Source organism: Bdellovibrio sp. HCB117, assembly GCF_047305915.1.
Classification (GTDB): Bacteria; Bdellovibrionota; Bdellovibrionia; order Bdellovibrionales; family Bdellovibrionaceae; genus Bdellovibrio; species Bdellovibrio bacteriovorus_B.
On the sequence record NZ_CP178622.1, the window covers coordinates 889,590 to 910,082 of the forward strand.

Here is a 20,493-nt window from a genome sequence, read left to right on the forward strand (position 1 = left end):
ACTCTAAGTTTTATTTTTGCAGCAGAGGAGATTCACCATGATTGAAGTCAGAGATCTCACGAAAGATTACGGACCAAGACGTGCCATCAATAAGCTCAACTTTTCCATTTCAAAAGGGGATGTTGTTGGTTTCTTAGGACCGAACGGAGCGGGGAAATCCACGACGATGAAAATCATCACCGGATTCATGGCTCCGAGTCACGGGACGGCCTCGGTCGCGGGTTTCGATGTTTTCGAAAATCCCTTGGAAGTAAAAAAGCGCATTGGCTACTTGCCTGAAACGCCGCCGGTCTATGGCGATATGTATGTGCGGGATTATTTGCGTTACGTTGCGGCCCTTAAACAGGTTCCCAAAGACAAGATTGAAAAAGCTGTTGATATGGCGATTGAAAAAACAAATTTGAAAGAAGTGCAGAAGCGTTTGATTCAGCATCTTTCAAAAGGTTTCAAACAACGTGTCGGTATTGCTCAAGCCATCGTCTCCGACCCTGAAGTTCTTATTCTGGATGAGCCTACTGTCGGACTTGATCCCAAACAGGTGGCGGAAATTCGTGATCTGATCAAAGCCCTTAAAGGACAGCACACAATCATTCTTTCGACACACATTCTTCCTGAAGTGGAAGCGACATGCGAAAAAGTCATCATTATCAATAAAGGCCAAATCGTTGCGGAAGACAGCATTCATAACTTGGCGACGATGGATAAAGGCCAAAGCCGTTTGCACATCCGCTTGCGTAAAGATGTTGAAGATATGAGAGCCGTGATTGGCGATATCCAGCAAGTGGTCGCATGCAATTCCGGAACCTCTCAAAGGGAATGGAATATTGACGTGAAAGGCGGAGAAGACGTGGTTGAAGCAATTTCTTCTCGCTTAGTCACGAAAGGTTACGGCTTGCTAGAGCTCAGCCCTTCCAAAGTGGACTTGGAAGATGTCTTCTTGAAATTGACTTACGGTAAAGAGCAAGGAAGTGAAGTATGAATGGAACTTTGACAATCCTTAAAAAAGAACTCAAAGGCTTTTACGCCAATCCTACTTTCTGGGTGATCTGTTTTCTTGTCAGCGTGATCTTTAGCTGGGTTTATCCGATTCAGCTGAATTTGTTCGCGCAGCTTTTAACAAACTACGTAATGCAACAGGGTGTTCCGACAAATCAATTGAACATCCATTACGGTGTTTTCTTAAGACAGCTTTCTTATCTGAATTTACTTTTGATTTTCGTAGTGCCGGCACTGACGATGAAGCTTTTTGCCGAAGAAAAGAAACTTCGCACTTTCGATTTGCTTTTGACGTCCCCTGTGACTTCTTTGCAAATCGTTCTGGGTAAATATTTCGCCGCACTAGGAGCGGTATTGGGTATAGTGTTCCTGGCTGTCCTTTATCCATTGGCGACATCGACATTGGCGAGCATTAACTGGATGCCATTGGTTATTGCTTTCTTTGGAATTTTCTTGGTGGGTGGCGTTTACGCTGCGATGGATTTGTTTTCGTCCTCTTTAACTGAGAATAGCATTGTGGCTTATGTCACTTCCGTTATTTTCAATGTGTCGATTTGGTTTATCGGAATTGGCGCTGAAGTGGTGGATGGCGAAACCGCTCGTAAAGTTTTCGAACACGTTTCGTTAAGCAGCCATCTCTCAAGCTTGGTAGAAGGCACAGTTCGCACCAATGGTTTGGTGTTTTTCTTAAGCATCATCGTTTTGTTCTGCTTCCTTGCAGAGCGCGTTGTTGAATCATCACGTTGGAGATAAACATGAGCAAACTTGGTAAAATCGCATTTCTTTTTGCTGGTATTTCCTTAGTGTCTATGTCGATCACTCGTTACCTGATTGGTGATTGGGTGCCATTTTGTTGGTTGGCGTTGGGCTTGGCGGTGTTTTTCCTAGGACTGGGCTTAGCGAAGGATCGCGCTTTCTTTAAAGAGTTCTTCGTTATGAAGACGACAAAAGAAGGCATGAGCATGGGTGTCTTGATTGTGCTTATGCTGGCAGTGTTGGCATTGGTGAACTACCTAGGCGTGAAGCACTATAAAACGTGGGACTTTTCATCCGCTCAATCTAACACTTTGTCAGAACAGTCGGTAAAGCTGATCAAATCTTTGGATTCTGATTTGAAAGTTCTCTTTTTTTACAAAAAAGGTGTGGAAGGAAATGAAGAAAACCGTCGCATGTTCCGCGAACTGATCAAGAAGTACCAGGATCAAAGTTCCAAAGTTCAATTGGACTTTGTTGAAGTGAATGAACGACCGGACCTGGCTCAAGAGTATGGCGTGGATAAAGGAAGCGGTGTCGTCTTTTTGGATTACAAAGGTCGTCGCAACCGTGTTGAGCGTATTGATGAGCAAGAATTTACGAGTGCTCTTGTAAAAGTAACTCGCGAAAAAACAAAGACGATTTACTTCACTGTCGGCCACGGCGAAAAAGATTTGAATGACAGCAAAGAAGGTCTGGGACTTGGCTCTTTAAAACTAATGCTTGAAAACAATCGGTACGTGGTGAAAGAGCTGCCACTGATTCAGAATCCAAAGATTCCGGATGATGCCGACGTGATCGTGATTGCTGGTCCTATCCAAGGCTTTCAAGCTTTTGAAATCACCGCTTTGGAAGAGTATCTAAAAAAAGGTGGCAGCCTTTTCTTAGCGTTAGAATCCCAGAACTCGGCAGGACTTGATGGACTTGTTGGTAAACTGGGAGTGCAACTTGAGAACAACTACGTGATGACGATTGTAGATACGGTCATGGGTCGTGGTATCAATCAAGGTCCTACAGTCGGTGGGGTGTTCTCGCAAACAAATCAAATCACGAAAAGTTTTGCTCGTAGTGAGGTGACTTTGTTCCGCTATCCACAGTCTTTGAAAAAAGGCAAAGTGCCTGAAACCATGATTGTCGAAGAGATCGTAAAAACTCCCGCAAACAGCATGGCTTTCCAAAGCATGAAAATTTCAGGCGATGGGCCTGAAGGCAGCTTTGCTTTGGTTGACGAGGTCGTTGGACGCTTTCCAGGAACTCCTGAAGATGCGAAACAGTTTTCGGCGATCATCGCCGGGGACGTTGATTTCATGTCGAATCAGATGCTTTATCAAAACCTGAACCGCGACTTGGTTTTGAATTCCATTGCGGCGTTGGCTAAAGAAGAAAATCTGATCAGCATTACTCCGAAGGACCCGGCGGCGACGCAAATGTTGCTTACCGAAACGAAGTTCGGCGTCTTCTTGTTTGCCTTTATTATTCCATTGCCATTGCTACTACTAGGAACCAGCGTAGGTCTTTATCTTAGAAGGAGAAATGCCTAATGAAACTCAAAGGTCGTACGATTCTTGTTCTGTGTCTTTTGATTTTGGGTGGTTACGCTTACTGGGACTATCTTCGTGATAAAAAAACCGAAGATACGAATATGGAGCAAGCCCGTCTTATGACTCTGAATTTCGAGCATGTCGACTCTTTTGAAATTCTGAAAGGCGAACAAAAAATCGTTCTGAAACGCAGTGTGGATGGATGGGAATTGATCGAACCTCTTAAAGACTTCGCAGACAATGCCGTCGCGGATGATTTTGTTAAAAACGTCTTCCCGGAAAGAGTGATCGAAGTGGCGCGCGAGGGGGGAGAGATTGACTGGGCCATGTACGGTCTGGATAAGCCCTTAGCGCAAATCACCTTCAAAACCTCTGATGGAAAAGAAAATGTATTTCAGATTTCCAATAAAAGAAATTTTGAAGAAAATGTTTTTGCCCGCCGCGGAAATGAAAATCGTGTGCTGATTGTGAATTCGGTATGGCAGAACCGCGCAAATAAAACGGCTTCGGATTTCAGGGACCGTCGCTTTCTTCGTCACAAAATTGCAAGCGTCGATGTTCTAAAACTTAAAAATTCCAAAGGCACGATGGAACTTAAAAGGGTCGATGGTGTTTGGCAGCTTGTCGGTGCGAAGAAAGATTATAAGCTTGATCAAAACAAGGTGCGTGAAGTCCTGAGCGCGATCGCTGAAGCCAAAGCGGCAGAGATTCTTGCTAACAAAGAGAAAATTCCTGCGGGAAAGTCCTTGTTCACTATGGATTTACAAATCGCGGATAAATCCTGGAAGGCAGAAGTGACTCAGGCTCCTGATCTGCTGATTTATGCAAAGGTCAGTGATCCGGCTTTCCAGATGAAGATGGAAGCCGGGGCTTTGGATAGATTTATTAAAATGTCACCGGATGACTTAAAAGAGACTCCACCTTCAAAACCGGAAACCAAAGAAGGTGAAGATCAGCAACAAGCCATGGCTGGCCAGAAAGAAAAGAAGTAATGCAAAAGATTGTTGTCAAATCACCAACACGCGTGGATCTAGCAGGGGGCACACTGGATTTGTGGCCTCTGTATCTGTTTATCAATGGAGCTTCCACGGTGAATGTCGCCATTGACGTTTATACGACGGCGGAACTGACTCCTCATGATGATTCGACGATTGTACTTGAATCCGTCGATTTGAAATTGAAAAAAGCTTATACGAATTTGGTCGATGCTCTTTCCGACACCGATCCCAGAATGATTTTGTTGCAGACGCAGCTTCGTTACTGGATGCCGACAAAAGGTTTTACTTTGAAAACTTCTTCGGACAGTCCAGTTGGGGGTGGCTTGGGCGGAAGTTCTAGCTTGACGATCAGTTTGATGAAAGCGTTTTCTCTGTTTTGTGGAAGGCCCTTCAAAGACATTCATCAAATGGTGCATGCTGCTCACAATATTGAAGCTGAAATTTTAAATACTCCGACAGGGACTCAAGATTATTACCCGGCGGCTTCCGGTGGTCTTAATGTTCTTCGTTACAGCTATGATGGCGTTGAACAAGATGTCATGAAAGTCAGTCATTCGCCGCTGGCTGAAAAGTTCATGCTGGTCTATACGGGAAAAGCGCATCATTCGGGTCTTAACAACTTTGAAGTGATGAAAGACTCGGTGGCCAAAGACGCGACCACCTTACAAGCATTGCGTGACCTCAAGGTTGTCGCTATTGAGACAGAGCATGCGGTGCGAGCTGGCAACTGGAATGAACTTGGCACACTTTTTAAACGGGAATTTGATGCGCGCGTGCGTTTAGCTCCCGAGTTTTCGAGTCCTGAGATCTATAAGCTTGCGGAAGTCTCTTTGCGAAATGGGGCTGAGGCTGTTAAAATTTGTGGAGCAGGAGGCGGTGGCTGTGTTCTAGTCTGGTGTCCTCCTGACAAACGCAAAGGGGTCGCTCAAGCATGCCAAGAAGCCGGCTTTCAGGTGATGGACGCAAAACCCGTCGATCCTCTGTAAAAAAGAAAACGACGAAGAAGTCTGCTGTTAAAAAAACGGCAGCTTCTTCCACGGCATCTCACGCCGGTGAGGTGCACCGCTTTATTGGAGTCTCCCTTAGCGGTGGCAAATCCGACAAAGCCTGTGTTTCAGTTCTTGAATACTATCCCAAGCACAAAAAAGTCTTTCTTTCCCGGCTCGTTGAAAAAATCAAAAGCGATGAAGTGCATTCGGCAGATTTTAAAATCCTGGAGATCATCCAGCAGTATCACCAAGAAATAGAGAGCGTCGCTTTTGATGTGCCTTTCAATCCGCCATTCTGTTTGCGCTGTGTTCCTCACTGTCCTGGCATTGAGGGATGTCCGGAAGAACATGTGAAGTGGATGTGGGATTACACCCGCAAGCAGCATAAAAAAAAGAAACCGCGCAAGCTCTTTACTCCGTACACCCAACGCTGCGTTGAGCTTTATCTTTCAACGGAGCTTGAAGAGCCTTTCAATCTTCAACACGCAATGGGGGCGAACACCGCTCCTCTGTTGGCTCGCGCCATGTTTATCAAACGGCGTTTGGTCATGCCATGTATTGAGGTATTTCCGAAGTTATCGGTCTGGAGAGTCGGGCGTTCTTTGAACGTGATGAAAAGCCACTTGCGCTTTCATAAGCACTCCATCGGCGGCGACGAAAGCCGTCGTGAGATCTTAAATGCCCTGAGCTCCCACAACGTGGCTTTCGTCTATGATCAAGACGTGAAATTGATGATCGAAAATAATCATGCCTTTGAATCCTTTATATGTGCGCTCACGGCGTTCTTGCAGTTTAAAGGATTAACGGAAGCTCGACCTGAGGGATTCCCGCGTCGCGAAGACTGGATTGAGTTCCCGAAGCCTTCGATCAAGTGGGATTCTTTTTGAAACATAATTCTTAAGTTTTTTTGGGGCTCGTTTTTTAAACTAGCCCTGTTTTTGTTTGCCTCCGCATCAAAGTCATTTCACAATTTTGGATGTCTAACCAAATCACACACGGAGGTTTTCAGTGAAATTGGTAAATGTAGTTCTTGTAGCATTGTTGGTATCTGGTGTTGCTCACGCTCAAAAGAAAAGCGGTCTTTTGTCACAAGTTTCTGGCCAAGGTTATGGTTCAGCAGGTTGTGGTTTCGGTTCTATCGTTATGGGTTCTGATGGCAACCAAGTTCTTGCGGCAACTACTAACGGAACTTCTGGTTCTCAAACTTTCGGTATCTCTACTGGTACATTGAACTGTCAACAAGACGGTATCTTCAAATCAGGTCGCGAAGTTCCTGCTTTCATCGAAGTGAACAAATTGGCTTTGGCTAACGACGCAGCTCGTGGACAAGGTGAAACTTTGGCAGGTCTTGCTAACTTGATGGGTTGCAACTCTTCAGCGTTTGCTCCTGTAATGAAGAAGAACTACAATAAAATCTTCGTTGAGACAAACATGCAACCTGCAGCTATCGAAGCTAACATCAACGCAGTTGTTGCTCAAAACAACGTTTGCGGCGCTTAATATTTAGCTTCCTTTAGTGAGGAAATTTGAAACGCAGTGGCTTTGGTCACTGCGTTTTTTATTTCTCTGTTACTGATTTTTATATATAGCTTAAAAAGAACTCCCTGAAGGATAGTTCTTGTCAAATTTGTACAGAGCCAGAAAGATGGTTCTATGCTTTTGTCGTTACTTCCTCTTCTTTTTGTACATTCTTGGTCAGCCTCGCCAATCCCAGATTCATCATTAGCGGCGAAAGTGCTGCAAATCTCTCAAGCTAAAAAACTTTCAGAGGACCGCCAGTGGAAAAAGCTTCTTCACTTTGAACGTGACACGTTCTTTGTTACAGAAAGTCAGATCGATAGCCCGAATTTCTTCTTGTCAGCCAATGGAAAAAAAGATCCTCATGCCGAACTGGAAGCAACAATTCAGGCCTTCTTTCAAGAGCCTTCTGCGGACGTGAACGAACATGCGCAATGCAAGTTTCCCGCACGCTATCAGTGGCTGAAAGATCATCTTAAAAATGAAAGCATTGCTTGGAAGGATTTGAAGTGTGATCGCTATCTTTCTTTTGCAAAAGGTATGCAGGGTGAGTCGGTTTCATTGGTTTTTTCAAGTTACTACCTAAATAACCCGTCATCTGCCTTCGGCCACACGTTTTTGCGAGTGAATAAAGCGGCAGGACAAGATGGTCAACGGCACGAGCTCTTGGATTACGGCCTTAATTATGCGGCAGAAGCCGACACGAATAACGCCTTCCTTTATGGCTTTAAGGGACTCTTCGGTCTTTTCCCCGGGCAGTTTCGCGCCATTCCTTATTATTATAAGGTTCGCGAGTATAATAATGCCGAGTCTCGTGATTTGTGGGAGTACGAACTGGATATCAAGCCTCGCGCGGTTTCGATGTTGGTCGCTCACGTGTGGGAATTGGGTCCGGCCCAGATTGATTACTGGTATCTGACTGAAAACTGCTCATACCACATGCTTTCTATTTTGGAAGCTGCTGATCCGAAGGTAGATATTTTAGCTCACTTGGACCACTATGTGATCCCGGCAGACACGATCCGTGTTCTTTGGACGAAGACTTCTTTAATTAAGAGTTATAAATACCGTCCTTCCATTCGTCAGGTTTACTTTGAGCGCGGAAAAATTCTGAATAAAGAAGAGCAGCAAGAATTTGCCGAACTTGTTCACCAAATCCGCACGCAAGACGAAATTATTTATGGAAAGTCTTTTCAAGACAGAACGCCCGAATCGCAAGCTAAAATCTTAGATGCGTTTATCGACTTCATTGATTTTCAATACTCAAAAGAGGTGCAAGAGGCGGGGCGAGAAGCGCAGCTGAAGATGCGGGTTTTAGGAAAGCGCAGCGAAATTTCCGTAGAACCTCAAATTATTAGAATCGACCCGGCGCCCGAGGAGCGTCCGCACTTGGCGCATCCTTCAGGTCGTTGGGGTGTTGGGTATCTGCACGACACTGCAGATAAGGATCTCGCACTTCTGACTCATCGCTTTGCTTTGCACGACCGTTTAGATCCGGCATGGGGATATCCAACTTATTCTCAAATCACTTTTTTTGATTTGGGTTTTTCTTATGGATCTTCTTACAACAATCCCGATGAAAAACGTTTTGAGCTTGAAAATTTCGCGGCTTTTGAACTTGTTTCTGCCAGTCCCTGGTCTTCTTTGATTCCAGACCACTCTTGGAGATTTAAGTTAGGCATCGAAAGAACTCGCAATGAAAACTTTCTGCCCACGCATGAAGGCGTTATGAAGTTGGGTGGTGGTTGGACATTTGACTATGGCACTTTTGACATCACGGCTCAGGTTCAAGGCGAAGTGCATTACGGGCCTTCTTTGGCAGATAACAATTTCTGGGTGGGTGCAGGGCCTCTTTTGGAAGTTCACTATAAAGTGAATGCGTGGTGGTTATGGCAGGGCGGCCTTTACTATCGTCGTGACTCGGCGTGGAACAAGCAGGATTACTTTAGAAGCCAAATAGAAACGCAATACAGTTTCACAAAATCCTTCGGTGTCCGAGCGTCTTATCGCAATGAGAGATTCCTTGAGGAAACGAGTCTTCAGCTGTTTAATTATTACTGACGATTCTCGATGTTCCACTGTTTCAGGGAGCTTTTTGTATGTCGCAGTCCACGGCGTTTCCTTACTTGCACGGATTTTCCAAAGACGAACAAGAGCGTTTGCGTAAGCAAGCCCGCTTTGGCGAATACACGGTTTATCAAAATATCAATCTGGCTTCCGTACAAAATCTTTTGGAAGTCGGCTGTGGTGTCGGTGCACAAAGCGAAATTATTCTGCGCCGTTTTCCTGACTTGAATTTGACGGGTATTGATCGCAGTACCAAACAATTGGAAGCGGCTCAATATCATCTATCACAAATGCCTTTTGCGAATGGCCGCTTTCAGTTGCAAGAGATGGATGCGACTTCGATGAAATTTTCTGCGAACGCGTTTGACGGCGCATTTTTGTGTTGGATCCTAGAACATGTTCCTGATCCGATACGAGTGCTTTCGGAAGTTCGCCGCGTTCTTCGTCCCGGCTCGGTGATTTATATCACCGAGGTGATGAATGCTTCTTTCTTCTTGGACCCTTATTCTCCGAATGTTTCCAAATATTGGATGGCATTTAACGAGTATCAGCTGACTCAAAAAGGGGATCCTTTTGTGGGAGCGAAGCTGGGGAATTTTTTGATGCAACTAGGATATAAAGACATTCAAACCGAGGTGAAGACTTGGTACTTGGACAATCGCTCTCCGCAAGCACGTAAGGATTGTATTGAGTACTGGACGGAACTTCTTTTAAGTGCCAGTGACCAGTTGGTGGAAGCAGAGTATGTTTCGGACGAGATCGTTCAGGGAATGAAAGATGAGATGGCAAAGGTCGCCAGTGATCCCAATGCCGTATTTTATTATTCTTTCGTACAGGCCAAGGCGTACACTTAAAGGTTGTCTTTTTTAAGCCAACCTTTTTTGAAAATCCAATAAGTAATTACGATCACCACCAGTAGCATCACGCTTAAAATGATGTAGTAACCGTTTTGGGTATGCAGCTCAGGCATATTGTCGAAGTTCATTCCGTAAATACCGGCGATAAAATTCAAAGGCAAAAAGAAGATCGAAAAAACGGTCAGTACACGCATGACTTCGTTCGTTCGATAAGAGGCTTCATTGGTTTTCTGTGACATCAACGACAGATGAAGATTTAATAGGCCAGTGATTTCTTCATGGATCCCGTCCGCATAGAAAATTAACTTTTCTAAGGGTTCGCGCACGTGATTTAAATCGCGTAAGGGGATGGTCACTTCATTGCTAACTTTGTTCAGAATATCGGCGGTGAACTTAAAAACTTTGCGATACGAGGACACTTTGCGTTTGATTGTATAACCTTCGCGTAGGATGTTTCTGCGCTTTAACGCAAAGACGCGTTCTTCAATAATATCCGTCTTCGAATCCAAATGGTCTAAAGGGATATCGAAACTCTTAATGGTCTGAAGAACTAGATTTTTTACTAAAGAATTGAGCGTGTGCTTTTCAAAAGCGGCTTTGTCTTTTTTCTCGGATGTACATGGAAGGGCCGAGCGGTGAACGGAAAGCACGAAGTCTTTCCCGATAAAGAGAACCAGCTTTGTTGTCAGCTCTTGCATCGTGGCGGCTTTCGGCTTGGCCTGTAAATCCTGATGACGCAAAATAATCATTAAGCATTTTTCATAGAACTCGGCTGTCGGTAAGTGCTCCGGATCTAAACAACTGGAAAGCACCTGGAGCGGAATGGGAAACTCTTCTGCAAGTTGAACGAAATTTTCCTGCGAAGGAGCTTCGCAGTCGACCCACTTAAAATCTTGCCATTGGTGCTCAAACCGTTTCATGATCCCAGTATGACAAAGTTTTTTAAGCTTCGCCGTACCTTTTTGAAATGCATTGCGTTGCTGTCTCTGACAGGCTGCCAGTCGTATTTCTATTTTCCTATGAAGGAAAAACTTTTTGATCCGGCGAAGATTAAAATGCAGCCTGAAGATGTGTTTTTGAAAACGCAAAGCGGAAACACAATTCATGGGTGGTATTTCCCCGCAACGACCGTGACAGAAAGCAAAGGAACTTTGCTCTTCTTTCATGGCAATGCCGAAAACTTAACGTCGCACTTTTTGATGTTCCACTGGCTGCCGGCCAAGGGATATAACTACTTTATTTTTGATTATCCAGGTTACGGTCTGTCTACGGGAAAACCTTCGCCAGAAAGCACCGTTGAAGCGGGAATGGCTGCTGCCGAATGGTTGCATCTAAAAAAAGATTCTCGTCCTTTGATCATCTATGGTCATAGCTTGGGTGGGATTGTCGCCTTACGAACCGTAGAAGAAATTAAAAATGAAGTTCCCATTCGAAACGTGATTATCGAAGCGAGCTTTTCTTCCTACCAGCAAATGGCACGCAATGTTTTAAGCCGTCGCTGGTTCACCTGGCCCCTTCAACCTATCAGCTACTTTGTGATCAGTGACAACTATGCACCGAAGTCTTTAGCAGACATTTCTCCGTTACCGCTTCTTTTTATTCATGGAGCTGACGACTACGCGGTAGAGCTTAAGAACTCCGAGAAGATGTTTGCGGCAGCTCGCAGTCCCAAAGAATTTTGGGTGATTCCGGGCGGACATCATGGAGACCTTTATGAGCTTCGTAATGGCGAGCTTCGGGATCAATTATTGGCTTACCTATCTAAAACTTTGACAGTGTCTAAGTAGTCAAAGCTCTTTTATTGCATCTTAGAAAGCATGCTTCCTGCAAGTGAGAGCGCAGGATGAAGAGCCGTCTTTTTACTCTTATTTTTACGCTTCCTTTAATAATCACAGCCTGTGCTCCCGATCAGCGCGACCAGGGTTCAACGCCGGTTACGACCTATGAACCGCCGCGCCCTACGGTGGTCGAACAAGACGGTTATAAAATTGCTCGCGGGGCGACTCGTTTGGTGGACACCAATGTTATTTTTGATCCGACAACGAAGGCCATGACTCTCAAAGGTAAAATTGAATATCTGCCCGTTCAAGGACAGTCGTTGCAAATGATTGATGTGGATCTAGCAGGGTTGGTGGATCAAGAGGGCTTCATTAATCTGCGCAGTGCCCGTAAAGAGGTGTCTTTGCCTCAAGGTGTGAAGTTAGCAGCTAAAGCGACCTGCTTAAGCGAGGAAGGCACCTGTCATTCTTCATTTATCGATATTTACTTGTATGCCGATGGTTTGATCTATCATCACCAAATTGAGTCTCATCAAGAAGCACCTAAGAAAGATTCTGGGGAAGAGAAAAAAGAAGAGCCGACTACGCCTGAACAGACCGAAGAGGAATTGGAATCCGAGGGTGGTGCCGATGAGGTCGATGGCGATCTGGGTTCGTACGTCGGCAGTGTCAAAGAAGATATCGAAAATCTTTTGGATGTAAAGCCAGAGCCCAAAAAAGAAGAACCAAAAAAGGAAGAGCCCAAGAAAGAGGAGCCACCGAAAACGGAGACTCCGAAAGCGCCAGTTCCTGCTCCTCGTCCGGAAACTCCAAAGAAGGATGAGCCTAAGAAGGAAGAACCTAAAAAAGAAGAACCGCCTAAAACGGAGACTCCAAAGGTTCCAGTTCCTATTCCTCGCCCAGAGACTCCCAAGAAGGATGATCCGAAAAAAGAGGACCCTAAAAAAGAAGAACCAGCTGCGGATGCAAAACCTGAGATTAAAAAAGTCAGTCAGGCCATTGGGCCTGTGAATCAAGGTCGTCTCGAGAACGCGATGAACATGTTGCGCTATCAAGAGACTCATGAGCCTGCGGGTTTTAAAGTCATGCGTCCGGCGCGTTTGACTCACTTTGCAACAAATGAGTTGGGTTACATCGTGGCGCAGATGGGTCTTTTCACAAAAAAAGAAATTCCCGGTTACGTGATGTCGATCGGGGATTTGTCTCGTGAAAAAGGTGGAAAGCTTGGATCCCACAAATCACATCAAAATGGTTTGGATGCGGACGTAGCCCTTTTCTTTAACAATAAGTCTTTTCAAGGCTTCTTTGCTTCGGCAGTGGCGGTTGATAAACCTCATGCAAATTGGATGGAAGAAGAACAGTGGAAGCTCTTTAAGCATGTGGTAAAGACCAACCTTATTGACCGAATCTTTATTCATAAGGTTTTAAAGAAATCGCTATGCAATATAGCTATCAAAAATGGTGAGCTGCAAAAGGGTAAAAACGAAGGTCTGGCTTACGAAACCTTGCGCCGTTTGATCGCCGACACCGACCATCACAATCACTTCCATTTACGAGTGAAGTGTTCGAGCGCCCAGGTTCGTTGCCGCCAAATGGCAGAGCCCTCTCACGGTTCGGGTTGTTTTTGACGAATCCCTTTTAGACTGACACACTTTAGATTATGGCTGATTGGCGTGATCGAAGTGAAATGAATGGGGACGTGGTTTTCTTCCGGTATGTATCGGAAGGAATGGAAAAGAGTCACGAAGAAGTCTTTATCTGGGATTTGGATAAAACTTATCTCGACACGACCATTGATTCGCTTTCGGGTCTGATGACCACAATTCTGGAGCGCGCCTTAAATAAGAAAAACATTCCTGGCACCAACGTGCTGATGCAGTCTTTGTCGGAGTACCGTAAGCAACAAAAAGGCTATATGTACTTTCCGATTTATTTCATCACGGCCTCACCTCCGCAAATGGAAGAGCGCATCTCTGAAAAATTCTCTTTAGATAATATTCGACCGTTTGGTTGTTTTTATAAAGACAACTTGGCGAATCTTCGTCCGGGCCGCTTCTGGCGTTTGACGAAACAAGTGGGATACAAACTTCAAGCCTTGATGCAACTGAGAACCAGACTTGCCGATAACGTTCGTCAAATCTGTTGGGGAGATGATAGCGAAACGGATGCGATCATCTATAATCTTTATTCCGATATCTGTTCGCGACGTTTGGGGGCTCACGACATTCGCACGACATTAGAAGGTTTGAATGTCACCGGTGAACAAGTAAATACCATCTTAGATTTGCAAGCGAATATTCCAGAGCAAGATCCGGTCGAAAAAATCTACATCAATCTTGCGACCGATACAGACCCTGATTACTATTTGAAGTTCGGGCGTCGCACGTTAGCGACCTACAATACTTTTCAAGTGGCGTTGGATCTTTACCAAGATCATCGTTTAGGCCTTGATGGAATTTACGGCGTCATTCAAGACATGATTTACAATTACGGTTACACACCTGAAGAACTCATGAAAAGCTTCGACGAATTCATCCGTCGCGGTGTCTTAGGCGAAAGAGCCTATCAAGAGGTGAAACCTTTCTTCAACGAAAAGGGATTGCTGCACAACTCTTACGAACCTTCTGTTAGCCCGCTGAAAGAAAAAACTGTTGAGGATGGAAGAGTGTACGAAATGGAAGGAGTCCACGAGCCTTGGATTCCTGAGCGGATTGATTATCTTCACGACTATCGTTAGTCGCTTGCACGAGGGATTTTTATAGCTAAGAGTTTTTTATAGCTCATAGCTGCGGTCGGCACGCCGTCCGGGCTCAATCAGCGCCGGCTTCGCCGGTTCGGGCCATCCAGGCCCCGCTGAAGGCCGTCCTTCGTATGAACTATAAAAAACTCTTAGCTATAAAAATCTTCGTTAAGGTCTAACGTTATCGGAAATAACTGCGACAGGAATCCATTTTTGGGCTTCGTGCGTTTTGGGGCCTGGTTCCCTTTGTGTTGAAAAGGAACCAGGTGCCTTTATTCGAAGCGCAGAGGGAAGACTGTGGAAATGGGGTCGCCGTTGAAGGATTTGAATTCGACTCGGCGGGTGGCTTCTAGCAGGCATTTTTTGAAACCGGCGTCGTTGATGCTTGAGGATGCTATTTCGGCTTGGTTGACTTTTCCGGTGCGTTCGATGGTGAAGGTGATGGAGGCTTGTCCTGTGACTCCGGGAGTTTTTTGTAGGAGTTGGGTGTAGCATTTGAAGAATGAGCCGCGGTGAGTTTTCAAGGTGTCTTGAATGAACTCAGAAGTCAGGCCTTCTTGAATGTTGGGTGTGGGTTGTGTCGGACTTGTTTCTGCAGGGGCTAGGTCTGGCAAAGTTTCTGCCGGAGCTTGTTTTTTGTAGTTCATTTCGTAGTCGGTGGCGCTCCAGCGGATGCCATCTTTAGAGATGTACACGCTGCCTTCGCGGCCGAAGTTTTCTACTTGCAGGTCGCCTCTTTTTAAAATCAAAACGATGCGATCGCTTTCTTCATCAATTGTGATCAGTGAATTTTCAGGAATGCGGATGCGGTAGGCGGAATCAAATTCCATGGTCGCGTCGCCATCCACGCCGGTTTCGACTGAATCCAACGCGAAGAGTGTCGACTTGCGCGTGAGAGTTTCTTTTTGCGTGAGGTTCTTGCGTAAGACGAAGACTTTGCCAAGATTGAGTTCAATACGCGCTAAGGGGCGAGAGCCAGGCTTTTGCTTTTCGGTTTGTGTTGCTACGAAAAGAGAAAGACCTACGCTTACAAGACCTAAAATAATCAGAGTGGAAATCAACCAGTTGTTCTTCGCCATAGAGAAACTATAGCGAAGAACTTTTTGAAGATGTACTAAAATTACTGAGCAGGAGAAGCAGCCGGTGTAGCGGCTGGAGAAGCTGCAGGAGTTGCTGTTGCTGCTGGAGTTTCCGCAGGAACCGCGGCTGCACCGTTAGCTTCTGTTGTTGCAGGAGCCGCAGCTGGAGCTGTTGGCAAAGGCAAAGAATCCACAACAGATTTAGTTTTAGAAGAAGTCAAAATAGACAACGTCAAACAGCTAACCGCGAAAAGGATTGCTGCCCAAACTGTCATTTTACCAGCCAAAGATTGTGCGCCCGTTGCACCCAACAAAGAGTTTGAACCGCTAGCGCCACCCATACCAAGAGCGCCATCACTTTTAGAATCTTGAATCAAAACAAGAACGATCAAGACCAAAGCAACGATGATATGAAGAATTCCAATGAAAGTAGTCATTTTCTAGTATCTCCCAAAGATCCCTGAATATAGGGACAAACAGGGGTCTTCGTCCACCCCAAAGTGCCCTAAATCCAAGACATTGATGCTCTATGTCATGAGCTGGTCTTTTCAAATTTAAGCCACGCTATAGACTAAGGCTTATGAAAAAAACTCTGATCGTCCTTCTGTTTTTAAGTTTCCAATTCCTTACGGCCTGCACCTCAGATGAAAAAGTGCTTAAAACAAAGGCACTAGAGCTCGCTGAAAAGAAATTTTCTGAGCAAATTAAGCAAGAGGCCGACGACAGCCTTTCTCAATCCCAATGGCTGCATCAAGCCTATACACAGTTCATTCAAGACAATTCCAAGGTTTCTGTGGAAGAGGTGAAGATGCAAAGTGAGACCCTGGCCACGGTGTCGGTGGTGGTCGAGACTTATCCCCTGAAGTTTCGTCGCACACTTTTAGGAATTGCCTCTCGGGTGGATGCCAGCAAAAGCCGTCGCTTTAATTTTAGCGAGGCCCGCGGATTGATTGTTCAACAAGGCATGGATAAGGGCGAAGTGGAATCTCAACCCTTAGGCGTTTTCAAGTTTCACAAATCAGATAAAAACTGGATTCTGGATTAGAACATCCACCCCAGCTGAATTTTCGCGAGCGTAAAGCGGGGAAAGTAAGAGGCGATATCCAATGTGGTATTGACCTCGTCCTTGTACTCGTTGTTAGTCGCATAGTTGATATAGTCGTCATCGCGTTTTGATACGTGGATGGGTTGCGCCCAAGAAAACCAGTCCACACCAATCGTAAAGTTCTTTTTGATGGTCCATCGATTGCCAAAAGCGAGATTGAATCCCCAGGCTTCGATACCCACAACTTCGGCGTCAGGATAAGAGCCGCTGATGGCGTCAATAAATTCATTTCCCAATTGCGCATTGAAAGAGAAGTAAGTGATGCCGTAACTCCAGTGAAAACTGTTGTTGTTACCATAACTGCGACGAATCAGAGAAATACGTCGCTCTGTCATCTTTCCCAAATCATCAACGAAAAAAGGCAGTGCTAAAGAGCCTTGCATGAACTCGAGCTCCCAGGATTTCTGCGCACCTTGATTGATTCCCGCCGTCACGCCCCATTTGCTTGGAATTAAAAGATCAAACGGCGCATAGTCGCCGATCACGAAATATTTATTTTCTTGGCGGTTGACTCGAGACTCATCCAGGATTCCCAGTGTCGACGAGGCGATCTTTTCAAGTTGGCTTCTTTCTGCCTCTTTTTCTTCTTGCGCCGAAGGAGTTACCGATTCTGTTTGTGTTTCTGCAACCGGTTCAGAGACCGGAGTCTGTGCCGGAGCGATGAGAGGAAATAGAAGAAAAAATATAAAATATAAAATACGCATACGAATTTGTATGCTGCTGATAAATTGAAAGCAAATAAAAAAGGCGCACTCACTGTGCGCCTTTTTTAATGAGAGAAGTTGTCTTTGTCTTCGTTTTTTAAGTTCTCTCCGGGCGGGGAGGATGAGGACTTGCTCTCTTCAGGTGTTGGCACTTTGCCCTTGCCATCATACTCGTTGATGTATTCTTCAGGTGGTCCTTCCATTGTGTGAAGTTGTTTGGGCCTGTCGATAGGCTTTTGAGGTGTGGTGAAGACCGGTTGAATATTATTGATATACTTATCAGCCATAGGAACCTCCTCAAATGACATTTCTTATTCTAACAAATGCCTCCGGCGAAATCAGAAAAGGTCCTGTTTATTATGCAATTGAAACTAAAAATAAGAGTTAGGTCTGATTTGATTCCACGGGAATAAAAATACGGAGTGACCGAGGTAGCACGCGGATTTTAAGAGGTGTGGTTGTGCGCACATCACCATCTACGTCCACGTGCATGGTGCGTTTGGTGCGAAGTTGAATTGTCTGACCTGAAAAACTTGTTACATCATTCTCGTGCTTGAACTTCCCGGTGATCAAAGCGGGAATTAAAATAAAGGAATGCCACCATTTTTTTGTTTCGGTGCTAAGACCGTGTAAAGTGGCGTCTTCTAAAGAAGCGTCTTTGTGAATGACCAGGCCGTTTCCGTAATTTCTTCCGTTGCAAATACTGACTTGCCATGAAAAAGCATTGTGGGTTTTTCCATCGAACTCCAATTGAACCCAAAAGGGTGTCATTCGTAATAATACTTTGATAGCAGTGAGTATAAATGCAAAAACACCCAACCAGCGCTTGAGGTCTGCTTGCACGACTCGATTGACTTGAGTACTTAAACCTAATCCAACTACGTTCATAAATGGAATGCCATTCACGATGCCGGTATCAACGATGTGGATCTGTCCGGTTTTTAAAAGTTCCAAAGCGTCTTTGGTGTTTGTTGGAATATTCAAAGTTCGAGCTAAGTTATTGGCGGTTCCTGAGGGAATTAAAAGCAATGGAAGGTTGTGGCGTATCAGAGCCGGCAAGGCTTCGCGCACGGAACCATCGCCACCCGAGACAAGCACGATAGGACTTTCTTTTGCGAAGTCATCAATAACTTCTGTCATCGGACGTTTCGGTGTGCTCTTGTGATCCAACACCTCATAGCCGTTTTCTTTCAGCCACGCCGTGATTTCCTCCTCGACCAAGTGGCCTTGACGAGCCTTGGGGTTGACCAACACGAGGATCTTTTTCATAGTATTTCGATGAAGAGAGTTCTGCATATTTCTGATCTCCACTTCGGGCGCATTCATCCTCCGGCCATTGAGGCGCTTGAAAATTTTTTGGCGGCTCAACAACAAAAGTTGGATTTGATCGTCATGACGGGGGATTGGACCCAACGGGCTCGCAAAGGCCAATATCAGGCCGCGGCCGAGTTCATCAAACGGTCTCCCTTTCCAGTATTAACGATTCCGGGGAATCACGATATTCCTTTGTACAATTTCGTCGCGCGTCTGGTGCAGCCTTTGAGAAACTACAATCGTTTTATCCGCAGTGTGACGACTGACACTTTTGAAGATCCCGAAATGGTGATCGTGGGATTTCGTACGGCCAGCGTTTTTCGTCCCGTGGAAGGGAGAATTTTAAAAAAAGATATCGAACGTGCGGAAAAGGCTTTTTCAAATGCTCCCGACTCGGCCCTGCGGGTGATTGCATGCCATCATCCTTTGTTTCAACCTAAAGACCTGGCTCGCATCCAGCCTGAATATCTGGCGAATCGAGTCTTGGCTCTGAAGCCGCATTTGGTTTTAAGTGGGCATTCGCACTTAAATTGGGTGGCCACCGTCAAAGATGAAGAGGGCCATCAGATTTTGCACATATCTGCAGGAAGCGCGACATCAGATCGCTTGCGCGGAGAGGTTAATAGCTTTCATATTATCACCACTGAAAATGCGGGTGTGAATATTGAAACGTATTTTCTTTCCGAGGAAGGTTTTGTGATCCCGAAGGGCGAAGTGCACAAGTCCGTCAGATGGGAGCCATTTATAAACCTGTAAGGCCTCGGCTTTCAGTGCCCTGGGAAGGTTCGATGTCGAAGGCTTAGACATACGAGCTCTCGTCCAATCAAATACTTAGTACTCGAAAAACCCGGTCTTGGCTTTGCACCAAGTCCCATCAGTATGAAAACACAGTGGCGCTTCTTATTGGTGGCTTTGCTTTTCCTTTTGCCTTCAGCACATTCATGGGCTGAAGACCCGTCTCGTATTGAGACGGAAGTTGAAGAAAAACTTCTAGATAAGGTTCAGATCGCCGACCAAGAGCGGACGCTTATCAAAATTGCCGAAGACAAGATCTTCGAGTTTGACAAGTACCCTGACCGCGAAGAGATGAAAGCAGCTTTAGGCTTAAAGCTTCCTGAAAAAGTAAAACAGCAGATTTTAGCTCGAGGCGGATCTATCGAAGAAGCCGACCCAATGCAGGCTTATGAAAGTCTTCCTGAAGATAGAAAACAAAAGTTTCAAGAAATGCGTTTGATGTTCTTGGCTAATGCGGCTCGTATTATGAATTCAACAAAGTTTGTATTCGGCGCGGGCAGTGTGGTCGGAGATGCCTTTAGTTTTGTGAAGGTAAAAACCAAGCAAGCCTTCGGAAAAACAGTCGAGCAAACACCGACAGAAAAAAGAACTTTTTCAGTGCGCAGCCATCAAGCAGTTCAAGCTGTGTTAAAAGGTATTGATTATAAATTATGGTCCCAAGCTCCTCTGGTGATTGACTCGAATGAGTTCGGATTGAGTGTTTCTGTAGGAGCGTTAGCTGAAACCGGCGTTTTGCGTAAGGGCGGCGGTGGTGCCGAAGAAGTGGGTTTAAGTTTCGCGTTTAATAAATCAAAGCGTGCCTTCGTTTTTGAGATTTTCCATAATTCAGAAAGTTTTGATAATACCAAAGCAGCAGTTTCGGTCTTGGGTATTGTGGGTAAAGCGGGCATCACTTTGGGCCGACGAAATGGGGCTGAGACTTTAAAAGGAAGTTCGTTTTATCCACCGGCAGTGCCTGGTTATAGTGTGTCATCACCTGAGTATTTCTCAGCTGGATTGAGTTCGAGTTTAGGTTTTCCTCCGCCTCCGTTGGCGGATCTATTGACGTTCACCAACCGCTTTGAACGCCATCATCTTATTCGTGTCACGGTGTCCCCATTGGTTAAGGGCTTCGTCAGACTCGAATTTGGCGACGTTCGCGGTTCAATGCGCCTTGTCGGAATGCGTTTTGTTGACGTCTATCGCGCTATATCTGACAAAGTTCTATCGTACGGCCGTGGCCGTAGCTGCAGTGTAGTCTTTAATTAGAAGTTGGCCTT

General features: G+C 45.4%; 21 protein-coding genes. 15 read left to right on the forward strand and 6 right to left on the reverse strand.

From position 1 onward, the window contains the following. The first annotated feature begins 37 nt into the window (after positions 1–37). The 9 genes from ACLWBD_RS04335 (at position 38) to ACLWBD_RS04375 (ending at position 9,716) form a co-directional block, all read left to right on the forward strand. On the forward strand, positions 38–979 hold the full coding sequence (locus tag ACLWBD_RS04335; RefSeq protein WP_413569677.1) for an ABC transporter ATP-binding protein: 942 nt from the start codon (positions 38–40) through the stop codon (positions 977–979). Next, positions 976–1,749: an ABC transporter permease gene (locus ACLWBD_RS04340; RefSeq protein ID WP_413569679.1), complete on the forward strand. Its 774-nt coding sequence runs from the start codon at positions 976–978 to the stop codon at positions 1,747–1,749. The genes ACLWBD_RS04335 and ACLWBD_RS04340 overlap by 4 nt, the downstream gene beginning before the upstream one ends. 2 nt (positions 1,750–1,751) lie before the next feature. Beyond that, positions 1,752–3,290, forward strand: coding sequence for a GldG family protein (locus tag ACLWBD_RS04345; protein WP_413569681.1), 1,539 nt, complete (start codon positions 1,752–1,754; stop codon positions 3,288–3,290). Next, entirely contained in the window at positions 3,290–4,282 is a 993-nt protein-coding gene (locus ACLWBD_RS04350; protein ID WP_413569683.1) for a DUF4340 domain-containing protein, read from the forward strand. The genes ACLWBD_RS04345 and ACLWBD_RS04350 overlap by 1 nt, the downstream gene beginning before the upstream one ends. Continuing rightward, complete coding sequence (locus ACLWBD_RS04355) at positions 4,282–5,274, forward strand: galactokinase (RefSeq protein WP_063208822.1); 993 nt, start codon at positions 4,282–4,284, stop codon at positions 5,272–5,274. The genes ACLWBD_RS04350 and ACLWBD_RS04355 overlap by 1 nt, the downstream gene beginning before the upstream one ends. After that, complete coding sequence (locus ACLWBD_RS04360; RefSeq protein WP_413569685.1) at positions 5,220–6,164, forward strand: DUF429 domain-containing protein; 945 nt, start codon at positions 5,220–5,222, stop codon at positions 6,162–6,164. The genes ACLWBD_RS04355 and ACLWBD_RS04360 overlap by 55 nt, the downstream gene beginning before the upstream one ends. A gap of 121 nt (positions 6,165–6,285) precedes the next feature. Next, a complete protein-coding gene (locus tag ACLWBD_RS04365; protein ID WP_155722587.1) occupies positions 6,286–6,777 on the forward strand; it encodes a DUF3015 family protein in 492 nt (163 codons plus the stop codon). Between the two features lie 153 nt (positions 6,778–6,930). Beyond that, positions 6,931–8,856: a DUF4105 domain-containing protein gene (locus ACLWBD_RS04370; RefSeq protein WP_413569687.1), complete on the forward strand. Its 1,926-nt coding sequence runs from the start codon at positions 6,931–6,933 to the stop codon at positions 8,854–8,856. Positions 8,857–8,894: 38 nt separating this feature from the next. Continuing rightward, a complete protein-coding gene (locus ACLWBD_RS04375; RefSeq protein ID WP_063208828.1) occupies positions 8,895–9,716 on the forward strand; it encodes a class I SAM-dependent methyltransferase in 822 nt (273 codons plus the stop codon). Here ACLWBD_RS04375 and ACLWBD_RS04380 read toward each other — a convergent pair. After that, positions 9,713–10,639, reverse strand: a complete 927-nt coding sequence (locus ACLWBD_RS04380) for a CorA family divalent cation transporter (protein WP_063208830.1) — start codon at positions 10,637–10,639, stop codon at positions 9,713–9,715. The two genes, ACLWBD_RS04375 and ACLWBD_RS04380, sit on opposite strands and share 4 nt — an antisense overlap. 9 nt (positions 10,640–10,648) lie before the next feature. On the opposite strand from ACLWBD_RS04380, the gene ACLWBD_RS04385 reads away from it, so the two are divergent. From ACLWBD_RS04385 to ACLWBD_RS04395, 3 genes are read left to right on the forward strand one after another with little or no spacing between them, the layout of a single operon-like run. Next, the gene (locus ACLWBD_RS04385) at positions 10,649–11,506 is read left to right on the forward strand and encodes an alpha/beta hydrolase (protein WP_063208832.1); all 858 of its coding nucleotides are present in this window, start codon (positions 10,649–10,651) and stop codon (positions 11,504–11,506) included. 56 nt (positions 11,507–11,562) lie between these two features. Beyond that, entirely contained in the window at positions 11,563–13,125 is a 1,563-nt protein-coding gene (locus ACLWBD_RS04390; RefSeq protein ID WP_413569689.1) for a penicillin-insensitive murein endopeptidase, read from the forward strand. 32 nt (positions 13,126–13,157) lie between these two features. After that, positions 13,158–14,234, forward strand: coding sequence for a phosphatase domain-containing protein (locus ACLWBD_RS04395; protein WP_063208836.1), 1,077 nt, complete (start codon positions 13,158–13,160; stop codon positions 14,232–14,234). 275 nt (positions 14,235–14,509) lie between these two features. On the opposite strand, the gene ACLWBD_RS04400 is transcribed toward ACLWBD_RS04395, so the two are convergent. Further along, positions 14,510–15,316, reverse strand: a complete 807-nt coding sequence (locus ACLWBD_RS04400; RefSeq protein WP_063208838.1) for a TonB family protein — start codon at positions 15,314–15,316, stop codon at positions 14,510–14,512. A 41-nt stretch (positions 15,317–15,357) separates the two neighbouring features. Then, the gene (secG, locus tag ACLWBD_RS04405; protein WP_413569692.1) at positions 15,358–15,753 is read right to left on the reverse strand and encodes a preprotein translocase subunit SecG; all 396 of its coding nucleotides are present in this window, start codon (positions 15,751–15,753) and stop codon (positions 15,358–15,360) included. Between the two features lie 143 nt (positions 15,754–15,896). On the opposite strand from secG, the gene ACLWBD_RS04410 reads away from it, so the two are divergent. Beyond that, positions 15,897–16,361 carry a hypothetical protein gene (locus ACLWBD_RS04410; RefSeq protein ID WP_063208842.1) on the forward strand — a complete coding sequence of 155 codons (465 nt, stop codon included), beginning with the start codon at positions 15,897–15,899 and terminating at the stop codon, positions 16,359–16,361. Here the strand turns inward: ACLWBD_RS04410 and ACLWBD_RS04415 are convergent. The 3 genes from ACLWBD_RS04415 to ACLWBD_RS04425 all read right to left on the reverse strand — a co-directional run bounded on the left by ACLWBD_RS04415 (position 16,358) and on the right by ACLWBD_RS04425 (position 18,394). Next, positions 16,358–17,125 carry a hypothetical protein gene (locus ACLWBD_RS04415; RefSeq protein WP_413569694.1) on the reverse strand — a complete coding sequence of 256 codons (768 nt, stop codon included), beginning with the start codon at positions 17,123–17,125 and terminating at the stop codon, positions 16,358–16,360. The two genes, ACLWBD_RS04410 and ACLWBD_RS04415, sit on opposite strands and share 4 nt — an antisense overlap. Positions 17,126–17,190: 65 nt before the next feature. After that, positions 17,191–17,412 carry a hypothetical protein gene (locus tag ACLWBD_RS04420; protein ID WP_063208846.1) on the reverse strand — a complete coding sequence of 74 codons (222 nt, stop codon included), beginning with the start codon at positions 17,410–17,412 and terminating at the stop codon, positions 17,191–17,193. Between the two features lie 97 nt (positions 17,413–17,509). Next, complete coding sequence (locus tag ACLWBD_RS04425; RefSeq protein WP_413569696.1) at positions 17,510–18,394, reverse strand: diacylglycerol/lipid kinase family protein; 885 nt, start codon at positions 18,392–18,394, stop codon at positions 17,510–17,512. A 9-nt stretch (positions 18,395–18,403) separates the two neighbouring features. On the opposite strand from ACLWBD_RS04425, the gene ACLWBD_RS04430 reads away from it, so the two are divergent. Continuing rightward, positions 18,404–19,195: a metallophosphoesterase family protein gene (locus ACLWBD_RS04430; RefSeq protein WP_413569698.1), complete on the forward strand. Its 792-nt coding sequence runs from the start codon at positions 18,404–18,406 to the stop codon at positions 19,193–19,195. A 123-nt stretch (positions 19,196–19,318) separates the two neighbouring features. Next, complete coding sequence (locus ACLWBD_RS04435) at positions 19,319–20,482, forward strand: hypothetical protein (protein ID WP_063208852.1); 1,164 nt, start codon at positions 19,319–19,321, stop codon at positions 20,480–20,482. The last annotated feature ends 11 nt before the right edge of the window (positions 20,483–20,493 follow it).